Source organism: Imperialibacter sp. (genome assembly GCF_040222815.1).
Lineage (GTDB): Bacteria > Bacteroidota > Bacteroidia > Cytophagales > Cyclobacteriaceae > Imperialibacter.
The window spans coordinates 122,059-140,513 of record NZ_JAVKCH010000019.1 but is presented as its reverse complement, the minus strand read 5'-3'; the positions used below and the strand labels follow the sequence as shown (position 1 = coordinate 140,513).

17 protein-coding genes are annotated in these 18,455 nt (G+C 44.9%); 8 read left to right on the top strand and 9 right to left on the bottom strand.

The window, feature by feature from the left end:
- Positions 1–2 precede the first annotated feature (2 nt).
- The 6 genes from scpB to RIF36_RS08315 all read right to left on the bottom strand — a co-directional run bounded on the left by scpB (position 3) and on the right by RIF36_RS08315 (position 3,755).
- Positions 3–569, bottom strand: a complete 567-nt coding sequence (gene scpB, locus RIF36_RS08340; protein WP_317489382.1) for an SMC-Scp complex subunit ScpB — start codon at positions 567–569, stop codon at positions 3–5.
- A 21-nt stretch (positions 570–590) separates the two neighbouring features.
- A complete protein-coding gene (locus RIF36_RS08335; RefSeq protein ID WP_151996203.1) occupies positions 591–980 on the bottom strand; it encodes a TraR/DksA family transcriptional regulator in 390 nt (129 codons plus the stop codon).
- Between the two features lie 110 nt (positions 981–1,090).
- Positions 1,091–1,387 carry a ribosome hibernation-promoting factor, HPF/YfiA family gene (hpf, locus tag RIF36_RS08330; protein WP_151996202.1) on the bottom strand — a complete coding sequence of 99 codons (297 nt, stop codon included), beginning with the start codon at positions 1,385–1,387 and terminating at the stop codon, positions 1,091–1,093.
- Between the two features lie 26 nt (positions 1,388–1,413).
- Positions 1,414–2,292, bottom strand: coding sequence for a tyrosine-type recombinase/integrase (locus RIF36_RS08325; protein ID WP_151996201.1), 879 nt, complete (start codon positions 2,290–2,292; stop codon positions 1,414–1,416).
- A 48-nt stretch (positions 2,293–2,340) separates the two neighbouring features.
- A complete protein-coding gene (rpsU, locus tag RIF36_RS08320) occupies positions 2,341–2,535 on the bottom strand; it encodes a 30S ribosomal protein S21 (RefSeq protein WP_151996200.1) in 195 nt (64 codons plus the stop codon).
- Between the two features lie 56 nt (positions 2,536–2,591).
- Positions 2,592–3,755, bottom strand: coding sequence for an acyl-CoA dehydrogenase family protein (locus RIF36_RS08315; protein WP_350124440.1), 1,164 nt, complete (start codon positions 3,753–3,755; stop codon positions 2,592–2,594).
- A gap of 196 nt (positions 3,756–3,951) precedes the next feature.
- Here RIF36_RS08315 and RIF36_RS08310 point away from each other — a divergent pair, with 196 nt between their 5' ends.
- From RIF36_RS08310 to rfbB, 3 genes are read left to right on the top strand one after another with little or no spacing between them, the layout of a single operon-like run.
- A complete protein-coding gene (locus RIF36_RS08310; RefSeq protein ID WP_350097455.1) occupies positions 3,952–5,268 on the top strand; it encodes a UDP-glucose dehydrogenase family protein in 1,317 nt (438 codons plus the stop codon).
- Positions 5,258–6,289: a UDP-glucose 4-epimerase GalE gene (galE, locus tag RIF36_RS08305; protein ID WP_350124443.1), complete on the top strand. Its 1,032-nt coding sequence runs from the start codon at positions 5,258–5,260 to the stop codon at positions 6,287–6,289. Before RIF36_RS08310 ends, galE begins: the two co-directional genes overlap by 11 nt.
- The gene (rfbB, locus tag RIF36_RS08300) at positions 6,286–7,338 is read left to right on the top strand and encodes a dTDP-glucose 4,6-dehydratase (RefSeq protein WP_350124446.1); all 1,053 of its coding nucleotides are present in this window, start codon (positions 6,286–6,288) and stop codon (positions 7,336–7,338) included. The genes galE and rfbB overlap by 4 nt, the downstream gene beginning before the upstream one ends.
- A 15-nt stretch (positions 7,339–7,353) precedes the next feature.
- On the opposite strand, the gene cysS is transcribed toward rfbB, so the two are convergent.
- Positions 7,354–8,844 (bottom strand): cysteine--tRNA ligase, encoded by a 1,491-nt coding sequence (cysS, locus tag RIF36_RS08295; protein ID WP_350124449.1) that lies wholly within the window; start codon positions 8,842–8,844, stop codon positions 7,354–7,356.
- Positions 8,845–9,057: 213 nt separating this feature from the next.
- On the opposite strand from cysS, the gene rimP reads away from it, so the two are divergent.
- Genes rimP through infB form a run of 3 tightly spaced genes read left to right on the top strand, consistent with a single transcriptional unit; the run spans position 9,058 to position 13,620 of the window.
- Complete coding sequence (rimP, locus tag RIF36_RS08290) at positions 9,058–9,507, top strand: ribosome maturation factor RimP (protein ID WP_350124451.1); 450 nt, start codon at positions 9,058–9,060, stop codon at positions 9,505–9,507.
- 10 nt (positions 9,508–9,517) lie between these two features.
- Positions 9,518–10,759 (top strand): transcription termination factor NusA, encoded by a 1,242-nt coding sequence (nusA, locus tag RIF36_RS08285; protein WP_151997571.1) that lies wholly within the window; start codon positions 9,518–9,520, stop codon positions 10,757–10,759.
- Between the two features lie 38 nt (positions 10,760–10,797).
- Positions 10,798–13,620, top strand: coding sequence for a translation initiation factor IF-2 (gene infB, locus RIF36_RS08280; RefSeq protein ID WP_350097462.1), 2,823 nt, complete (start codon positions 10,798–10,800; stop codon positions 13,618–13,620).
- A 222-nt stretch (positions 13,621–13,842) separates the two neighbouring features.
- Here infB and RIF36_RS08275 read toward each other — a convergent pair whose 3' ends face one another.
- Positions 13,843–14,733, bottom strand: a complete 891-nt coding sequence (locus tag RIF36_RS08275; protein WP_350097464.1) for a nucleotidyltransferase family protein — start codon at positions 14,731–14,733, stop codon at positions 13,843–13,845.
- Between the two features lie 87 nt (positions 14,734–14,820).
- Here RIF36_RS08275 and RIF36_RS08270 point away from each other — a divergent pair, with 87 nt between their 5' ends.
- Positions 14,821–16,629 carry a sodium:solute symporter family protein gene (locus tag RIF36_RS08270; protein ID WP_350124454.1) on the top strand — a complete coding sequence of 603 codons (1,809 nt, stop codon included), beginning with the start codon at positions 14,821–14,823 and terminating at the stop codon, positions 16,627–16,629.
- Between the two features lie 97 nt (positions 16,630–16,726).
- A complete protein-coding gene (locus RIF36_RS08265; protein WP_350124457.1) occupies positions 16,727–17,371 on the top strand; it encodes a DJ-1/PfpI family protein in 645 nt (214 codons plus the stop codon).
- A 26-nt stretch (positions 17,372–17,397) separates the two neighbouring features.
- Here the strand turns inward: RIF36_RS08265 and RIF36_RS08260 are convergent, their stop codons facing one another.
- The gene (locus RIF36_RS08260) at positions 17,398–18,432 is read right to left on the bottom strand and encodes a hypothetical protein (protein ID WP_350124460.1); all 1,035 of its coding nucleotides are present in this window, start codon (positions 18,430–18,432) and stop codon (positions 17,398–17,400) included.
- Between the last annotated feature and the right edge of the window lie 23 nt (positions 18,433–18,455).

The window sequence follows — 18,455 nt, the reverse complement described above, 5'->3', positions numbered from 1 at the left end:
GGTTATTCTTCCGATTTGGTCTCCCCAATCTCATTTTCTTCTTTGAGAAAGTCTTTGGGGGTCGGCATTTCTTTCAAATCGTTAATGCCAAAGTAGTCCATAAATTTGCTGCTTGTGCCGTACAAAAGAGGTCTGCCTACCCCTTCTGACTTTCCCTTAATTTCGACCAGCTCTTTTTCAAGCAGCTTTTGTACAGCGTAGTCGCAATTGACACCACGAATTTGCTCGATCTCCGATTTGGTCATTGGTTGCTTATAGGCAATAATCGACAAAGTCTCAAGGGAGGAGGTAGAAAGGCGCCTTTTTGATTGCTGCTTCAGCAAAATGCCTATGCTTGCCTGATACGCTGGTTTGGTAAGAAACTGATAGCCTCCTCCAGACTTTACAGGCTCGAAGGCAAAGGTTTCCGCACTATATTTTTCTTTTAGCTTTTCAATCGCAAGGGAAATATCATCTCCAGGCACTTCAGTGCCGAACATTTCCTCCAGCGTACTCTTCAAGTCTTCATCCCTTACTGGCTTGGGTGAGCAAAAGATGAGTGCTTCAATATGATTGACAAGATAATCCAACTGCTATAAACCCCTACTACTTTAGTTTCGTGACTGCTTCAATTTAGCTTCAATAGAATGCATAGTATGAGGAACAGCTTTTAAGCGCTCCTTAGAGATTAGCTTTCCGGTATCTACACAAATGCCATAGGTGCCATTTTTTATCCTCACCATGGCATTTTCGAGTTGAACCATAAATTTTTGCTGCCTGGAGGCCAGCTGGCTCAGATTTTCCTTTTCCATCATGTCGGCGCCGTCTTCCAGTACCTTTATGTTTCCAGAGGTATTATCCGTGCCTTCATCGTTGCTTCTGCTAAGCGACTCCTTGATGTATTTAAGCTCACTTCGTGCCTTATCGAGCTTTTGAGAGATTATTTCCTCAAATTCTCTAAGCTCTTCGTCTGAGTATCTGGTTCTTTCGTCTTGGCTCATAGCATTTCAAGTTTTACCTGACCTGGCGTCCCAAAGGTTTTCAAAAATAAGGCAAATGTATGTTTTCATACCTGAAAAAGAAAGGCCCGCTACTAAACGGGCCTTTCTTTTTAAGCTACCTTTTGCTTTTCCTTAAATTTTTTCAGCTGCCTTCGCAAGGCTTCCACTGCCAGATCGGTTGCAGCTTCAAAAGATTTAGACTGCTCTTTGGCAAACAATTGTGAGCCAGGAATATTCAGCTTTATTTCAACTACTTTGTTTTCTACATCATTCTTCTCGAGACGCATAAATACTTCACCATCTATAATCCTGTCATAAAAGGTATTTAGCTTATCGGTTTTCTTTTGAATGAAGTCCAACAATTTAATGTCGGCGTCGAAGTGGATTGAATGCATCTGCAGTTTCATAATACTAAAATTTAAGGGTACAACAATCAAGCCTTTGGATGGGCTTGTTTATAAACAGACTTCAGCTTGTCAAGTGTATTGTGTGTATACACCTGAGTAGCTGCTAAATTGGCATGACCAAGTAAATCTTTTACAGCATTAAGATCAGCTCCCTTGTTGAGCAAGTGGGTAGCGAAGGTGTGTCTAAGTACGTGTGGGCTTTTCTTTTCCGAGCTAGTAACCATATTCAAATACGCTTTTACCGTCCTGTAAATCATCATAGGATAGGCTTTATCTCCCTCATCAGTTACTATCAAAAAGTTAGAGAAATTTTCAGACAAATGCCCCTTCTTAAGGGTAATATATTTTCTAACTTCTTCAACAAGTGGCGCTGGAATAGGGATCACCCTTTCTTTGTTTCGCTTGCCTAATACCTTAACGTGCCCCTGATAGAAATTGATGTCCTCATCCTTCAAATTAATTAATTCGGAAAGACGTATGCCTGTGCCATACAAAAAATCGAGAATAAGCTTATCTCTGACACCAACAAATCCCTCCGGAAAAGGAATTTGGTCAAGTAGAATGGTCATTTCACTCTCCCTTACGAATGAGGGGAGCATTTTGGGGGTTTTGAGAGGCTTCAGCTTGTCGGCCGGGCTTTTTTCTATCTCCTCTCTGCGGAGAAGAAACTTGTAGTATGACTTGAGGGAGGCAATTTTCCTGTTAACTGACTTGCTTTCCAGGCCCTGTTCAACAAGGTGGATAAGCCACGTTCTCAATGCCTGATAGTTGGCATCCTTTAACCCGTAGGAAAATTCACTGTTTAGAAATGACTCAGCCTGAGTTAGATCACTCTTGTATGAGGTAAGGGTATGGGGGCTAAGCCTCTTTTCGAATTGGAGGTATTTGAGAAAAGAATCAATCATAAGTTAGTGAAATCACCTTATTCACTAACTTATGAAATATATCCGCTATTATAAATTTTCCTGCCCCATCATTTGCTGACGGTAGGCTGCTTTGATTTTTTCTTCTCTGTTTTTAACAGAAGGCTTAACAAAGAAAGTACGGCTGCGAAGCTCCTTAAGAACGCCTGTTCTCTCGAATTTCTTCTTGAATCTCTTAAGTGCCTTGTCGATTGACTCGTTTTCCTTAATGTTTACTACGATCATTTCCTTAATTAATTATGGGCTGCAAAGATAAAGTTTTTAATTCCAAAAACTCAAATTTATTTCAATAGTTCTCTTGAGATAACCACCTTTTGGATTTCGGAGGTTCCCTCGCCAATAGTGCAGAGCTTGGCATCTCTGTAAAATTTCTCCACCGGATAGTCCTTGGTGAACCCATAGCCACCGAAAATCTGCACCGCATTATTGGCCACTGAAACAGCTACTTCGGAGGCATAGTACTTCGCCATGGCAGATTCCTTTGTTACTTTTCCCTTTCTATTTTTTATGGCACCTGCCTGATAGGTGAGCAGTTTGGCTGCCTCCAGCTGGGTAGCCATTTCGGCAAGCATAAAGGAAATCCCCTGAAAGGAAGAAATGGGCTTATTGAATTGATGTCTTTCCTGTGAGTAAGCCAAAGCAGCCTGCAAAGCGCCCTCAGCAATGCCACAGCTTAACGCAGCTATTGATATCCGGCCTCCATCCAATACCTTCAATGATTGTATAAAGCCATCGCCAACCTGCCCCAGGAGGTTTTCTTCTGGAATTCTACAGTCCTGAAAAATCATTTCAGCTGTTTCAGACGCCCTCATGCCCAGCTTATCTTCCTTTCTTCCACCCGTAAAGCCCGGGGTACCTCTCTCGACTATGAAAGCCGACATGCCATGAGAATCACCCGCTTTGCCCGTTCTTGCTATCAAAACAGCTATGTCGCCAGAAATGCCGTGGGTAATAAAATTTTTGGCTCCATTGATCACCCATTCCTTCCCATCTTTCACTGCTGTAGTTTTCATATTAGCAGCATCCGAGCCGGTGTTAGGTTCGGTAAGTCCCCAGGCTCCTATCCATTCTCCTGATGCTAGCTTTGGCAGCCACCTCTTTTTTTGTTCGTCATTTCCAAATTGAAGCAGGTGACCTGTGCAGAGGGAATTGTGAGCAGCCAGCGAAAGCCCTATAGAAGGATCCACTTTCGATATTTCTATGATAGCAGTAATGTATTCGAGATAGCCAAATCCTGACCCTCCCAGTTCGTGCGGCACCATCACTCCCATAAGGCCAAGCTCACCCATTTTATGAAATAGCTCTTTAGGAAAATGCTGGGACTCATCCCATTTTTTGATGTTTGGCGAGATTTCCACGCCGGCAAAATCACGCACCATTTCCTCAATCATTCTTCGGTTCTCCGACTCGGCTTCCTCGTTCCGTTCTTTTGTCAATGTATCCATGTTGTGTATTTGGGCTATATAAAATAAAAACGCAATTATCCATCGTTAGTTTAAACTGACAACCAGCATTCTCGCACGGTTGGTCTCAACGCCGAGTTTAATTAACTCCAAAAACCGTTCATTTACCGAAAGAATTGGTGTAATTATTTTGCAGATTGATAGATTTGCAGCAGACTAATAAGAAAATCCGAACAATATGAAAATTGCTGTAGTTGGAACCGGCTATGTTGGACTTGTGACAGGTACCTGTTTCGCCGAAACAGGAAACCACGTAACGTGCGTTGACATCGACGAAAAGAAGGTTGAAAAACTTAAGAATCAGATCATGCCCATTTATGAACCTGGTTTGGACGTTCTCTTTGAAAGGAATATTAAGCAGGGCAGACTCGATTTCACTACTAACCTTAAAGAAGGCATCAAGGATGCCAAAATCATTTTTCTAGCCCTGCCCACACCTCCCGGCGAAGATGGCTCTGCTGACCTTAAATACATATTGAAAGTGGCCAGCGACTTGGGCCCAATTCTTAGTGAGTATACAGTGATTGTTGACAAGAGCACAGTGCCCGTTGGCACAGCCGACAAGGTACATGCTCAAATAGCCAAAAATGCGAAAGTGCCTTTTGACGTGGTCTCAAATCCTGAGTTCCTCAGAGAGGGTGTCGCAGTAGATGATTTCATGAAGCCAGACAGAGTGGTCATTGGCACTAGCTCAGAAAAAGCCAAGAAGGTAATGGATCAGCTTTATGCCCCATTCGTACGCCAGGGCAACCCGGTTATCTTTATGGATGAGAAATCGGCCGAGCTGACCAAGTACGCAGCCAACTCCTTCCTCGCCACCAAAATCACATTCATGAACGAGATTGCTAACATGTGTGAGCTCCTGGGAGCAGATGTTGACATGGTTAGAAAAGGGATTGGTACGGACACCAGGATCGGAAAAAGATTTCTTTTTGCCGGCATCGGATACGGTGGAAGTTGTTTTCCAAAGGACGTGCAGGCACTTGCCAAGTCGGCGCAGGAAGTTAAATATGATTTTAAGCTTCTAACCTCGGTAATGGATGTGAATCAGGAGCAGAAAACCAAGTTGATCCATCGGGCCAAAGCTTTTTACAATGGGAGCCTAAAGGGCAAGACTTTCGGTATCTGGGGTCTCGCATTTAAGCCATATACCGACGACATTAGAGAAGCGCCAGCCTTAGAGAATATTAAAGAGCTGCTTGCACTTGGTGCCAAAGTGAAGGTATACGATCCGGAAGCCATGGAAAACGTGAAAGAGCTCTTTGGTGACACCATAGAATTCTGTAGCGACGAGTATGCGGCAGTTGAAGGTACTGACGCACTGTTTATTATGACGGAATGGCCTGTTTTTAGAACGCCTGAGTTTGACAAACTTCAGTCTCTGCTCAAGTCTAAGGTTATTTTTGACGGCAGAAACTTGTACGACACACAAGCGATGGAAGATTTAGGGTTTACGTACTTCAGCATCGGTAGAAAAGACGTTGATGGCAAATAATCAAATTCTCGTCACAGGCGGACTTGGCTATATTGGCTCTCATACGGTTGTGGAGCTGATCAATGCGGGTTTCGAGCCAATCATTATCGACAACCTGTCTAATTCAGAGGTCAAGGTATTAGATGCCATTGAGAAGATCACTGGTAAGCGTTGCCTGTTTCATCAGGTTGAAATGTGCAACTATAATGAGTTGGAATCCATTTTTGTGAAATATCCGGAAATGAAGGCGGCTATCCATTTTGCCGCCTTCCTTCTGGTCAACGAATCTGTCGACAATCCGCTTAAGTATTATGAGAACAACTTATTGTCGACTATCAATCTTCTGAAGTGTCAGTCAAAGTTTGGGACCAAAGGGATCATTTTCTCTTCTTCCTGCACTGTGTACGGAAATCCGGAAGTATTGCCTGTCGCTGAAAACGCCCCCATCCAGGAGGCTGTTTCTCCCTATGGCAACACCAAAAAAATGTGCGAGGACATCATCAGAGACACAACTGTTGCCTCCGAAGTAAAGGCGATAGCTTTGAGATACTTCAACCCAATTGGAGCACATCCTACGTCATTAATCGGCGAGGTTCAGCATGGGATGCCACATCACCTGGTGCCTTTCATTACAGAAACGGCGCACGGGAAAAGGGAGTTTCTCAGAGTTTTTGGCGACGACTACAACACAGTTGACGGATCTTGTGTCAGGGACTATATTCATGTAATGGATGTGGCCAAAGCACACGTGGATGCGGTGCAGCGGTTCGCAAATGGAGCTATGGAGTCTTCATACGAAGTATACAATCTGGGCATGGGAGTGGGTATGTCGGTGATCCAAATGATTCAGGCATTCGAAAGAGCAACAGGTATTAACATCCCATACAAAATTGTTGACCGAAGGGGGGGCGATGTCGAAGCAGTTTATGCGGATACGTCTCTCGCCAACAAAAAGTTGAATTGGAAAACCCAATTCGGCATTGAAGAAGCCTTAAAATCAGCCTGGGACTGGGAAATAGCACAGGCAAAACTGAAACAATGAAAAAAATATTAATTACCGGAGGAGCTGGCTTTATTGGCTCCCATGTGGTGAGGCTGTTTGTTAATAAATATCCTGATTATAAGATTTTCAATCTTGACAATCTTACGTACGCCGGCAACCTGGAAAACTTACGGGATATTGAAAGTCTGCCTAACTATACTTTTGTAAAGGGGGACATCACCGACGACAAGTTTATTTTTGATCTTTTCAAAAAAGAACAATTTGATGGCGTGCTGCACCTTGCAGCTGAGTCGCACGTAGATAGGTCTATATCCAACCCCATGGAGTTTATCAAAACGAATGTGATTGGCACAGTAACGCTGCTGAACGCAGCCAAGGATACGTGGAAAGACTCATTCGAAGGGAAACGATTCTACCACATTTCAACCGATGAAGTATATGGCTCACTTGGGGATGAGGGCTTCTTCACCGAAACTACTTCTTACGATCCACAGTCTCCGTACTCTGCTTCGAAAGCAAGTTCAGATCATTTTGTGCGTGCTTATGCCAACACTTATGGGCTCCCTGTAGTGGTTACAAACTGCTCGAACAACTACGGCCCTTACCATTTTCCAGAGAAGCTTATTCCACTTTGCATTCACAACATCAAAAACAGCAAGCCTCTGCCGGTTTATGGAAAGGGTGAAAACATCAGGGACTGGCTGTACGTGGTGGATCATGCGAGAGCCATAGACACTGTTTTCCACAAGGGCACAATTGGCGAAACCTACAATATTGGTGGGTTCAATGAGTGGACGAACATTGATGTGGTGAAGCTTCTTTGCAAAATCATGGACAAAAAACTTGGCAGACCCGAAGGCACTTCTGAAAAGCTAATTACCTATGTAAAAGACCGTGCCGGTCACGACATGAGGTATGCCATTGACGCCAACAAAATCATGAAAGGGCTAGGCTGGGAGCCTTCGTTGCAGTTTGAAGAAGGCCTGGAAAAAACAGTCGAGTGGTACCTGGCCAATGACGCCTGGTTAAGCAATGTTACTTCAGGCGATTATATGAAGTACTACAGTGATCAATACGAAAAGAGGTGATTTAACTGATTGGGCTTATTCTTCGTAAGCCCAATCAATTCCTTGTTTCATGTCTTTTAAGGTGATGCCCTCATTCTTTAGCAGGCTTCTTATTTCATCTACCTTATCATAGTTTTTTGCCTCTTTTGCTTCTTTATAAAGCGTAAGCAAAATACCTATGAGGTTCTTAGGCTCTACAATAAGTTCTTCTTTTAGCCCAAGAATTTCTTCAACAAAAGAAAGATAAGTAGATTTTAGCTTATCAAAGCCCTCTTGTCCGATTTCCCCATACTTAAGTCCGCCTGTTTGCAGCGAGTTGATCTTTTTCAAAAGATTGAACAAGTGCCCGATCGCCAGAGCAGTGTTGAAATCGTCGTTCATTGCTCTGTAGCAATTATCTGCCAAGCCATTGATTTGGTCAACAGCCTGCTGATTCAGGGCCACTCCTTCCTCCGGAACAAAACTCATTTCTTTAATCAGCTTCAGTCCATTCATTAGCTTCTTGTAGCCTTTGTTGGCAGCAGATAAAGCTTCGTTGGAAAAATCAAGCGTGCTGGCATAGTGGCTTTGCAGCATAAAGAAACGCACCGTCATTGGGCTGTACGGCCTGTCGAGCAATTCGTGCGTGCCAGTAATCAGCTCTGAAGGCAGAAAAGAATTACCCAGCGACTTACTCATCTTCTGGCCATTCACAGTCAGCATGTTCGTATGTAGCCAATATTTTACCGGCTCTTTCCCCGAGGCACCAACAGACTGCGCTATTTCGCACTCATGGTGGGGAAACTTCAGATCCATTCCACCGCCGTGTATATCGAATGACTCTCCAAGGTATTTGGTACTCATCACGGAGCACTCCAGGTGCCAGCCTGGAAAACCCACTCCCCATGGAGAATTCCATCGCATGATATGTTCGCTAGAGGCGTTCTTCCAGACAGCAAAATCCAGCGGGTTTCTCTTCTCGTCCTGTCCATCCAGCTCCCGGGTGTTAGCCATCAAATCATCTACAACCCTACCTGACAGTTTACCATATTGATATTTCTCATTGAACTTGCCGATATCAAAATAAACAGACCCTTTAGACTCGTAAGCATATCCATGATCTATAATGGTCTTAATCATCTCTATTTGTTCGAGAATATGGCCAGTTGCTGTTGGTTCTATGCTGGGAGGCAACACGTTGAAAATATCCATCACCTGGTGGAACCCATTGGTGTATTTCTGCACCACCTCCATCGGTTCCAGGTTCATGAGCTTTGCTCTTTTTCCGATTTTATCTTCTCCGTCGTCCGTATCGCCGGTCAAGTGCCCCACATCAGTAATATTTCTGACGTAGCGAACCTTGTATCCCAGATGCAAAAGGTATCTGTAAATAATATCGAAACTGATAAACGTGCGGACATTACCCAAATGCACATCATTGTAAACCGTAGGCCCGCAGACATACATGCCCACATAGGGCGCATTGATGGGCACAAACTCTTCCTTTTGCTTAGTTAAAGAATTGAATAATCTTAGTTTCGGGATCATGCGGCAAATTTAACAATTGTAAGCAGAAGGCAACATTCTTTATTTAAGGAGTCCTCCGCTCAACATATTTGCTTTCAAACGATCACAAGAACACTTTGTTTGGGAGAAGTTTGGGAGGGCCCCTTTGTTAACAAGAAAAATTAATATAAATTTGCGGCTGGATTAAGAAAAAAGGGGACGAGCGTCCCCTTTCTTTATATAGTTTGGTTTGGTATGGCTGAGGAATCGATTATAAAAGGTTGGCTTGACGAAATAATAGACAGTGACCTGTTTGTGGTTGAAGTATCACTAACCGGCCCAAAGAACGCTCAAAAGCTGAGAGTGTTTCTGGATGGGGACAGTGGAATCACCATCGAGCAGTGTGCGAAGATTAGCCGAAAATTAGCTGCCAAACTAGATGAAGAAGACTTGATCAAAGATGCGTATCAGCTGGAGGTGTCTTCTGCAGGCATTGATCAGCCCCTGAAGTTGTTGAGGCAGTACTATAAGAACATAGGCCGGTCGGTGAAGGTATTTAAAGCCGACGGAAAAGAGGAAAAGGGCAAGTTGATAACTGTGAGTGAGCAGGAGATTCAAATAGAAGTAAAAAATAAAAAAGTCACCGAAATGAGCACAATACTATTTCAGGACATTCATCATACAAAAGTTTTAGTCACCTTTTAGGCAGTTTACTATGGATAGCGTATTTCTTATAGAATCCTTTGCGGATTTTGCAAAGAGAAAAAACATTGACCGCCCAACAATGATCCGTATCCTGGAGGATGTATTCAGGACTATGATCAGGAAGAGATTTGAAACTGATGAGAACTTTGACATCATTATCAATGCGGACAAAGGAGACCTTGAGATTTGGCGATTCAGAGAAATCGTAGACGATAACTCGGAAGACATTTGGGATCACGATAAAGTAAGCCTTACAGAAGCGAGAAAAATAGAGCCTGACTTTGAGATTGGAGAAGAAGTAGCGGAAGAAGTTAAGCTTGAAGACTTTGGTAGAAGAGCGGTACAAATGGCTCGCCAAACGCTTATTCAGAAAATCAAAGACCTTGAGAAGGACATCCTTTTCCAGAAGTATAAGGAACTCGTGGGCGAGATCATCCTTGGTGAAGTTTACCAGGTGCTTGGAAGAGAGATACTATTGGTTGATGCTGAGGGGAATGAGTTAATCCTGCCGAAATTTGAGCAGATTCCTAAGGATCGCTTTAAGAAGGGGGAAAATGTACGTGCGATTGTTCATAGGGTGGAGATGGTCAATGGAAACCCAAAGATTATTCTTTCCAGAACTTCGACCGTTTTCCTTGAAAGGCTTTTCGAAAGCGAAGTGCCGGAGGTTTATGATGGCTTGATCACCATTAAAAAGGTAGTTCGTGAGCCTGGAGAAAGAGCCAAGGTGGCTGTAGAATCTTATGACGACAGGATTGACCCGGTTGGTGCCTGCGTAGGTATGAAAGGCTCAAGGATTCACAGTATCGTGAGAGAGCTTGAAAATGAAAATATAGACGTTATCAACTTTACTGAAAACACTGAGCTGTATATATCAAGGGCGTTGAGTCCTGCGAAAATATCCAGCATGAAAGTGGAGCCTGAAAATGGAAGAGTGTCTGTGTACCTCAAGCCTGACCAGGTGTCGTTGGCGATCGGAAAAGGTGGACAGAATATCAAACTGGCCAGCCGTTTGGTGGATCTTGAAATCGATGTGTTCCGTGAGCTTGAAGGTCATGAAGTAGAGGACGTATCACTGGATGAATTCTCAGATGAAATTGAAGGCTGGGTAATTGACGAGCTCAAGAAAATCGGCCTCGACACTGCCCGTAGCGTTCTTAATTTGACAAAGGAAGAACTCATCCGAAGGACCGATTTGGAGGAGGAAACAGTACAGGATGTGCTCTCTATCCTACGTCAGGAATTTGAATAATAATTTTAATAACACGCTTTAAAGAGTCATATTTGCGTATGAGTGAAGACAGAATGTGGAGACTAAGCCAGGTCGCCAGAAAGTTGAATGTTGGTACAAATACTGTCATTCAGGCTCTGGAGAAGAAGGGCTTTTCAATCGATAGCAGCCCGAATGCCAAGCTCACTCAGGAGCAGTACGATCTTTTGGCAAGAGAATTTGCTACTTCTGCCCACGAGAAAGAAGAAGCTTCCGGCATTACTATTGGTAAGAAGCATTCTGACAATGTGGTTATCAATACGAACTCTCCACAGGAGAGCGGATCGTCTGATGAAGAAGAAGAAATCTTAATAAAGAACCTTTCCAGCAAAGAGCAGCCTAAGGAAGAAGCTGCTGAAGAGGTGGAGGAGCCAAAAACTCAAACCCCGAAACTTCAGGGAATTAAAGTTGTAGGCAAAATAGATCTTGAGCCCAAAAAGGCTCCTAAAAAAGAAGCGGAAGATGCTCCCAAAGCTGCTACTCCTGAGCCTCCTAAAGAGGAAAAGAAGGTAGTAGAAGAGGCCCCTAAAGTGGTGGCCAAAGTGGAAACACCTGAACCTCCCGCCGAAGTCGCTGAAGAGCCCAAGGCTCCAAAAGAAGAACCCAAAGAAGTCTCTGAAAAAATAGCCGAGGAACCGCCAATGCTGGCCAAACCGGAGCCAATTATCAAAAAAGAGGATCGGGTAATTGAGGCTAAGGCCGACGCTCTCAAGGGTCTGACTGTTCTTGGGAAAATAGAACTGCCAGAGGCAAAGAAAAAGCAACCAGTTGCCAGCTCTGACGACAGAGACAAGAAGAAAAAGAAACGTCCACGCAAACGCATAGTTGTTGAAGGGAAGGACAGTGGCGATGCTCCGAGGTTCAAAAAACCAGAAGGCGACAGGCCTGCCAGCACACCCGGCAAAGGAAGATTTGAGAAAAAAGAAGAGGTCTCCGACAAGGAGATTCAGGATAAAATAAAAGCTACTCTCGCCAGGTTGAGCAAGGGTAGTAAGCCCGGGCAAGGAGCCAACAGGTCAAAATACAGGAGAGATAAGAGATCGGCCAAAGCTGAGGCGGAAGAAGAGAAGATGCTCCAGCAGCAGGAGGATTCGAAGACTCTTAAGGTGACTGAGTTTATTTCTGCCAATGACCTTGCCTCATTAATGGGGGTTTCTGTTAACGACGTAATTTCTGCTTGTTTAAGCATGGGAATCTTCGTTTCTATTAATCAGCGTCTCGATGCAGAAACGATTACCGTAATTGCGGACGAATTCGGTTTTGATATTGAATTCTCAACGTCAGAAGAAGAGTCAGAAGCTATTAATACTGAGGATGATATTGAGGACGATGAGCCCAGAGCGCCTATCGTTACCATCATGGGCCACGTTGACCACGGTAAAACTTCGCTTCTCGACTATATAAGGAAGACCAAAGTTACAGCGGGCGAGGCCGGTGGCATCACGCAGCACATCGGCGCATACGATGTAGAAACCACGGGCGGCAACAAAATTGCCTTCCTCGACACACCAGGTCACGAAGCATTTACTGCCATGCGTGCCAGAGGTGCGGCGCTTACCGATATTGCAATCATTGTGGTGGCAGCAGACGACAACGTCATGCCTCAAACCAAGGAAGCCATTAACCATGCGAAAGTAGCTGGTGTTCCGATAGTAATTGCTATCAACAAAGTTGACAAGGCAAACGCCAACCCAAACAAGATCAAAGAGGAGTTATCCCAAATCAACATTCTTGTGGAAGATTGGGGTGGAAAATACCAATGCCAGGAGATTTCAGCGAAAACAGGCCAGGGCATCGATGACCTGCTTGAAAAAGTACTTTTGGAAGCTGAAATCCTTGAACTGAAAGCAAAGGCTTCTAAAAAGGCCGTAGGAAGCGTTATCGAAGCTTCTCTTGACAAAGGCAGAGGTTACGTAGCCACCGTGATGGTACAAAACGGAACCCTGAATATCGGTGACGTGGTATTGGCTGGCTCTCACTTTGGTAAAGTGAAGGCGATGTTCGACCACAGAGGCACCAGGCTGAAACAAGCCGGGCCTTCAACGCCGGTGCTTTTGCTTGGTCTTGATGGAGCTCCTCAAGCTGGTGAAAAGCTGAACGTAATGGAAAGTGACCGTGAGGCACGTGACATTGCCTACAAGCGTCAGCAAATCCAACGTGAGCAGAACCTTAGGACTAAGAAGCACATTACGCTTGATGAAATTGGGCGCCGTTTGGCCATTGGTTCATTTAGAGAACTTAACGTGATTGTGAAAGGTGATGTTGACGGTTCTATTGAGGCACTAGCCGACTCACTGCTGAAGCTTTCTACACCGGAAGTTCAGGTCAACATCATACATAAAGCAGTAGGCCAGATTTCAGAATCTGATGTCTTGCTAGCCTCAGCTTCCGATGCGATCATCGTTGGTTTCCAGGTGAGGCCTTCTTCAAGTGCACGCCGCTTGGCCGAACAGGAAGAAATCGAGATCAGACTTTACTCGATCATCTACGACGCTATCAACGAAATCAAAGATGCCATGGAAGGTATGCTTGCGCCGGAGTTCCAGGAGGTGATTACTGGTAACGTGGAGATTCGTGAGGTATTTAAGATTTCTAAAGTTGGTACGGTAGCAGGTTGTATGGTGACTGACGGTTTCATTAAGAGAAACAATCAGATCAGAATAATTCGTGACGGTATAGTGGTTTACACTGGCGAAATACAGCAGCTCCGCAGATTCAAAGACGACGTGGCTGAAGTAAAACAAGGCTATGAGTGCGGTATAAGCATCAAAAACTTCAACAACCTCGAAGAAGGAGACATCATTGAAGGCTTTGAACAACGTGAAGTAAAACGCTCTCTTTAACAGAGCTGATAAATAAAAGTAAATCCGGCCAGTTGGCCGGATTTTTTGTTTCTGGGATTATGAAGCTACTCCAGGCAACAATGGTCATTTTTTTTATGCTAATACTAGCAGGCCTTTACCGTCCCTGGTGGGTGCTATGGTGGATGCCCCGCCAAAACAGAAAAAAGGTACTCCTGATGTATGGAATACCTTTTCTTCTGATGCTACTCATCTATGTCTTTTTCAGCTGAGCCCGGAAGGATACTCTCCACTGCTAACTAGCTGATGCAGTTTTTGCATGACCATATCTTTCTCCTGGCTGTAGGTTACACCCATCCAATCATTGCCGTCAGGTAGCACGTCGACAATGGCGTTTTTCTTCTGCATCAGGTTTGTAACTGCAGAGGGGATATAAAATTCTGCCTTTAGCTCATTTTTATTTGCAGCATAGAACTCGTCCCAAATGCCGACAAGCTCAGGAAACAAAGCAGGTGTGAAGCCCCAAAAATTCATTGAAACGAAGCCCTTAGGGTCCAAAATTTCCGGGTTGGCTTCATTTTCTTCATTGACAATATTAGCTCCTGACTGAAGTATTTTGGTTTTCTCTACCACAGAGATCAATTTACCGTCGGCGTCCACATTGCATATCCCTCTCGCAACCGATCCTGCATCTGAGAGCGTCTCCATCAGAGGATAGCCTACCATGCTAAAATGGAGCGCCTTTGGGTCAACGGACTGGAGAAACTTGCCCATTGCCAGGTAGGCTTTTCTTCCGTAAAAATCGTCGGCATTGATAATAGCGAACGGCTCCTTAACCACGTCTTTTGTTGATAGCACAGCCTGGCCAGTTCCCCACGGCTTCACCCTGTCAGGGTGTTGCGCAGGAGGTGTCTGAAATACGAACTCAATCTCAATCTTGTCACCCCACCACTTGTTCAGGTGCTCGTACAAAACATCCCGCAAATCTTTACGGGTGATAATAACCACCTTGGTAAACCCTGCTTGAATTGAGTCATAAATTCCATAGTCCATCAGCCACTCACCAGAGGGCCCAAAAGAGTCGGCCTGCTTTATTCCACCGTATCGACTTCCTATTCCGGCGGCCAGTATTACCAAACTTGTTGATTGCGTCATATTATCTGTAATTCTTTTTTTAATGGGGTCTGTTTCGGCATGCAAATTTTATATTTTACGGGTTCGAAACAAAAACTATACTCCAAAATGGTCTTAAGCACACTCGACTGGGTAATAATAGCGGTTTTTTTTGCTATTGTAGTAGGAATTGGATGGGCTGCCTCGCTCACCGCCGGGAAAAGCACCTCTGAATACTTTCTGGGCGGTAGAGGAATGCCCTGGTGGTTGCTCGGTATTTCCATGGTGGCCTGTACTTTTTCGGCAGACACCCCCAACCTGGTAACAGGAATGGTGCGTGAAAACGGTGTGGCAAAAAACTGGGCCTGGTGGGCGTTTCTCATTACTGGTATGGTGACGGTCTTCATCTATGCCAGACTCTGGAGACGTTCCAACGTAATGACCGACCTGGAGTTCTACGAGTTGCGGTACAGCGGCAAGTATGCTTCCTTCCTGCGGGGGTTCAGGTCCCTGTATCTTGGCATTTTCTTCAACTGCCTGATCATGGGAACAGTTACGCTGGCCGCTATCAAAATTGGGCAGATCATGCTTGGTATCGAAAACCCAGTTTACATTGTGGTGGGTGCCTCAATAGGGGTTGTTATTTATGCGACAATTGGCGGAATAAAGGGAGTGATTTGGGCAGACTTCTTTCAGTATTCAATCGCTATGCTTGGTGCAGTAATAGCTGCCGTGGTTGCAGTCAGCGATGAGAGAGTGGGTGGCCTGACCAAGCTGCTGGCTCACCCGAATGTGATGCCAAAACTGGATATTTTTCCAAGTTTTGACGATCCAAAGCAGTTCTTGCCATTACTTATTATCCCCATCGCAGTGCAGTGGTGGTCAGTTTGGTACCCGGGCGCAGAACCGGGCGGTGGAGGTTATATTGCCCAACGAATGTTGTCAGCTAAAGATGAAAAGAATGCCATCGGGGCTACACTACTTTTCAATTTTGCACACTATGCGCTACGCCCTTGGCCCTGGATCCTGGTGGCGCTAGCCTCACTGGTTATCTTCCCCGACCTGGCTTCAATAAAAGCTGAATTCCCCGGTATTAGTGACAACTATCTGGGTCACGACATAGCGTATCCTGCTATGCTAACACTTTTAGGCACTGGCTGGAAGGGACTTGTTGTTGCTTCAATTATTGCTGCCTACATGTCCACCATCGGAACACACCTCAACTGGGGCTCATCCTACGTGGTCAACGATTTTTACAAACGCTTCGTAAAGCCAGACGCCACTGAAAAACAGCAGGTGTCTATCGCCCGTTTCACTACCGTCGGGTTAATGATTTTCGCTGCAACCTTCTCGCTCACTATCCTTAAGAATGCTACGCAGGCATTTGATATCCTGCTTCTCTCCGGAGCCGGCACAGGTGCCATTTACATCCTCAGATGGTTTTGGTGGAGAATCAACGCACTTACTGAGATTGTTGCCATGGTAGTAGCTACTGTTCTGGCCTTTCTGCTGGTGCTGGTGATAAGTCCTGAAGCACTTGACAACGCCTATCTGGACGTTTTCTCAACCCGCCTTTTAATATCTCTATTTGGCGTTAGTGCTGCCTGGATTTCTACTACTCTGCTCACCAAGCCCGAAGATAAAGAGACACTAAGAAGCTTCTACCTGAGAACCCAACCTGGCGGGCCTGGCTGGAAAAAGGTCGTTGATGAAGCCATGAGCGAAGGCATTGTGCTTGATGCTTCCAAAGGCGCAAACTGGCAAATGCCCTTGCAAGTAATGATGGTATTTGTAGGTTGTGTAAGCATCTACTGTTCGCTGTTTGGTATTGGAAGCTTTATCTACGGAAACATCGGTCTTGGATTCGGTCTTTTGGGCATAGCCGCCGCCGGTACGGTTATCCTGTTCAGAAATCTGGGCAAGCTTTCTTTGAAGTAAGCACATTATGGATAGTAGGAGGATACATGCTGCTGTTGTCCTGGGAACCGCACTCCTATTTTCTTTGCAAGCATGTCAACAAAACGGGGAATCAGCAGTGGCTGACTCCCCGTTTGATTCTTCTCACCTGCCAACTGACACACTGAATGTTGGCTTCCTCGCCATCAATGGCGTCTACAATTCTGAGTTGATGGCTCCTTTTGACGTATTTCAGCATACTGTATTTCACACCTCTCCAGGCATGAAAACATTCATCGTGTCTCCCACCCATGAGCCCATCAAAACATTTGAAGGAATCAAAATCATACCTGATTTTAGTTTTGACGATACTCCGTCCATTGATGTACTGGTGGTGCCCAGTGCTGAGCACAACATGGACACCGACTTGCAGGATTCGGTTCTGATCGAATTTGTGAAAGATAAGGGCGCAAAGGCCAAGTTTATTATGTCGTTATGCGATGGAGCCTTCATACTCGCCCAGGCCGGCCTTCTCGACAATGTGAAATGCACAACCTTCCCTTCCGATATCGGGAAGTTCAAAAAAATGTTCCCTCACCTCAATGTTCAGGAGGGATACAGTTTCGTTCACGACGGAAAAGCCATTACTTCCTCAGGCGGCGCCAAATCATACGACCCTGCCATGTATTTGGTGGAATATCTGTATGGTAAAAAGGTAGCCCGAGGCATAGGTGGCGGCTTAGTGATCGACTGGAAGCTGGAAGAGGTTAAGCACATGCAATAGTGCCATGCAGCCTGCCTTCAACTAAACTAGAATCGTTTGCTGAATACCTCTGTTCGTTTGGTTTTATAATCATAAATCCTGACCTCGAAAAAATGATGTCCTCTATCGATCAGTTCCCGAAAATCGTACTGAAGCCCTTCAAGTTTAAAGTCCTTCACAAATTTGTTGGAAAGCGTTCGCTTGGTAACTGCGTCCGTAATAGTTACCTGCAGGTTGGTACCCTTCCTCACGGCAAATGGGAAAAAAGCTGTCGTGTTCTCCCTTGCTGGCGTCGCCTCTGTTAGTACTGCCTCCTCATGAAGATAGAGCCGGTGCTCGTTGTTGGCGTCAACGAGATAAACATCATAAGAATACCTACCAACTTCCGTCAGGGTATCTTTCAACAGGTATTCAGACCCCACGCCACCACGGCTATTGAAAGCCAATGGCAATTGCCAACGTTTATTGGAAGCCTTACTTGTTCTTATAACGGAAAAATGGCTTACCTCCGATGTGTCGGGCTGGTATTCCCAGCGCAAGTCGACTGTTTTCTCATTGGCCTCCAATATTCCTTCCGCCAAAGGGTCTTCGATCAGCACCGGAAGCCCATTGGCTTTGTCCGACACCTCGATAGTAAAATCGCAGAAGTCTCCCAGGTATCCGTCTATGATCATAAAGTACCTGATATTAGGCTCAGGGCTATTTACTTTAAAATAAAAATCGTCGGCGGAGGCTGGTGAATTGCACGAAACGATTTCATAACTCTCAGTTTGGCAAAGCTCACCTTTGAAAACAACCAACTGCACACCCCTATCATCCTTGCAACGCTCATGCCTTACGTTGACGTAAAATGAACTCTCATCAGCGGGGATATAGGAAAACCACTGGTCGTTATGGTACTGTATGCATTGGCCGGTAAGCTTTTCGTCAATGCAGGCTCTCTCCACAGTATTGTTGTCGGTAGAAGATCGTGTAAGCGTATTAAGAACTAGTTGGCTAACGCCCGTTGACAGGTCATTAGAAGTTTGAGCTTTGGCCCAAAAAGTGATCAAAAACAGAATTAATGTAAAAAGCGCCCTCATTACGTGACATTTGGCCTTACAGC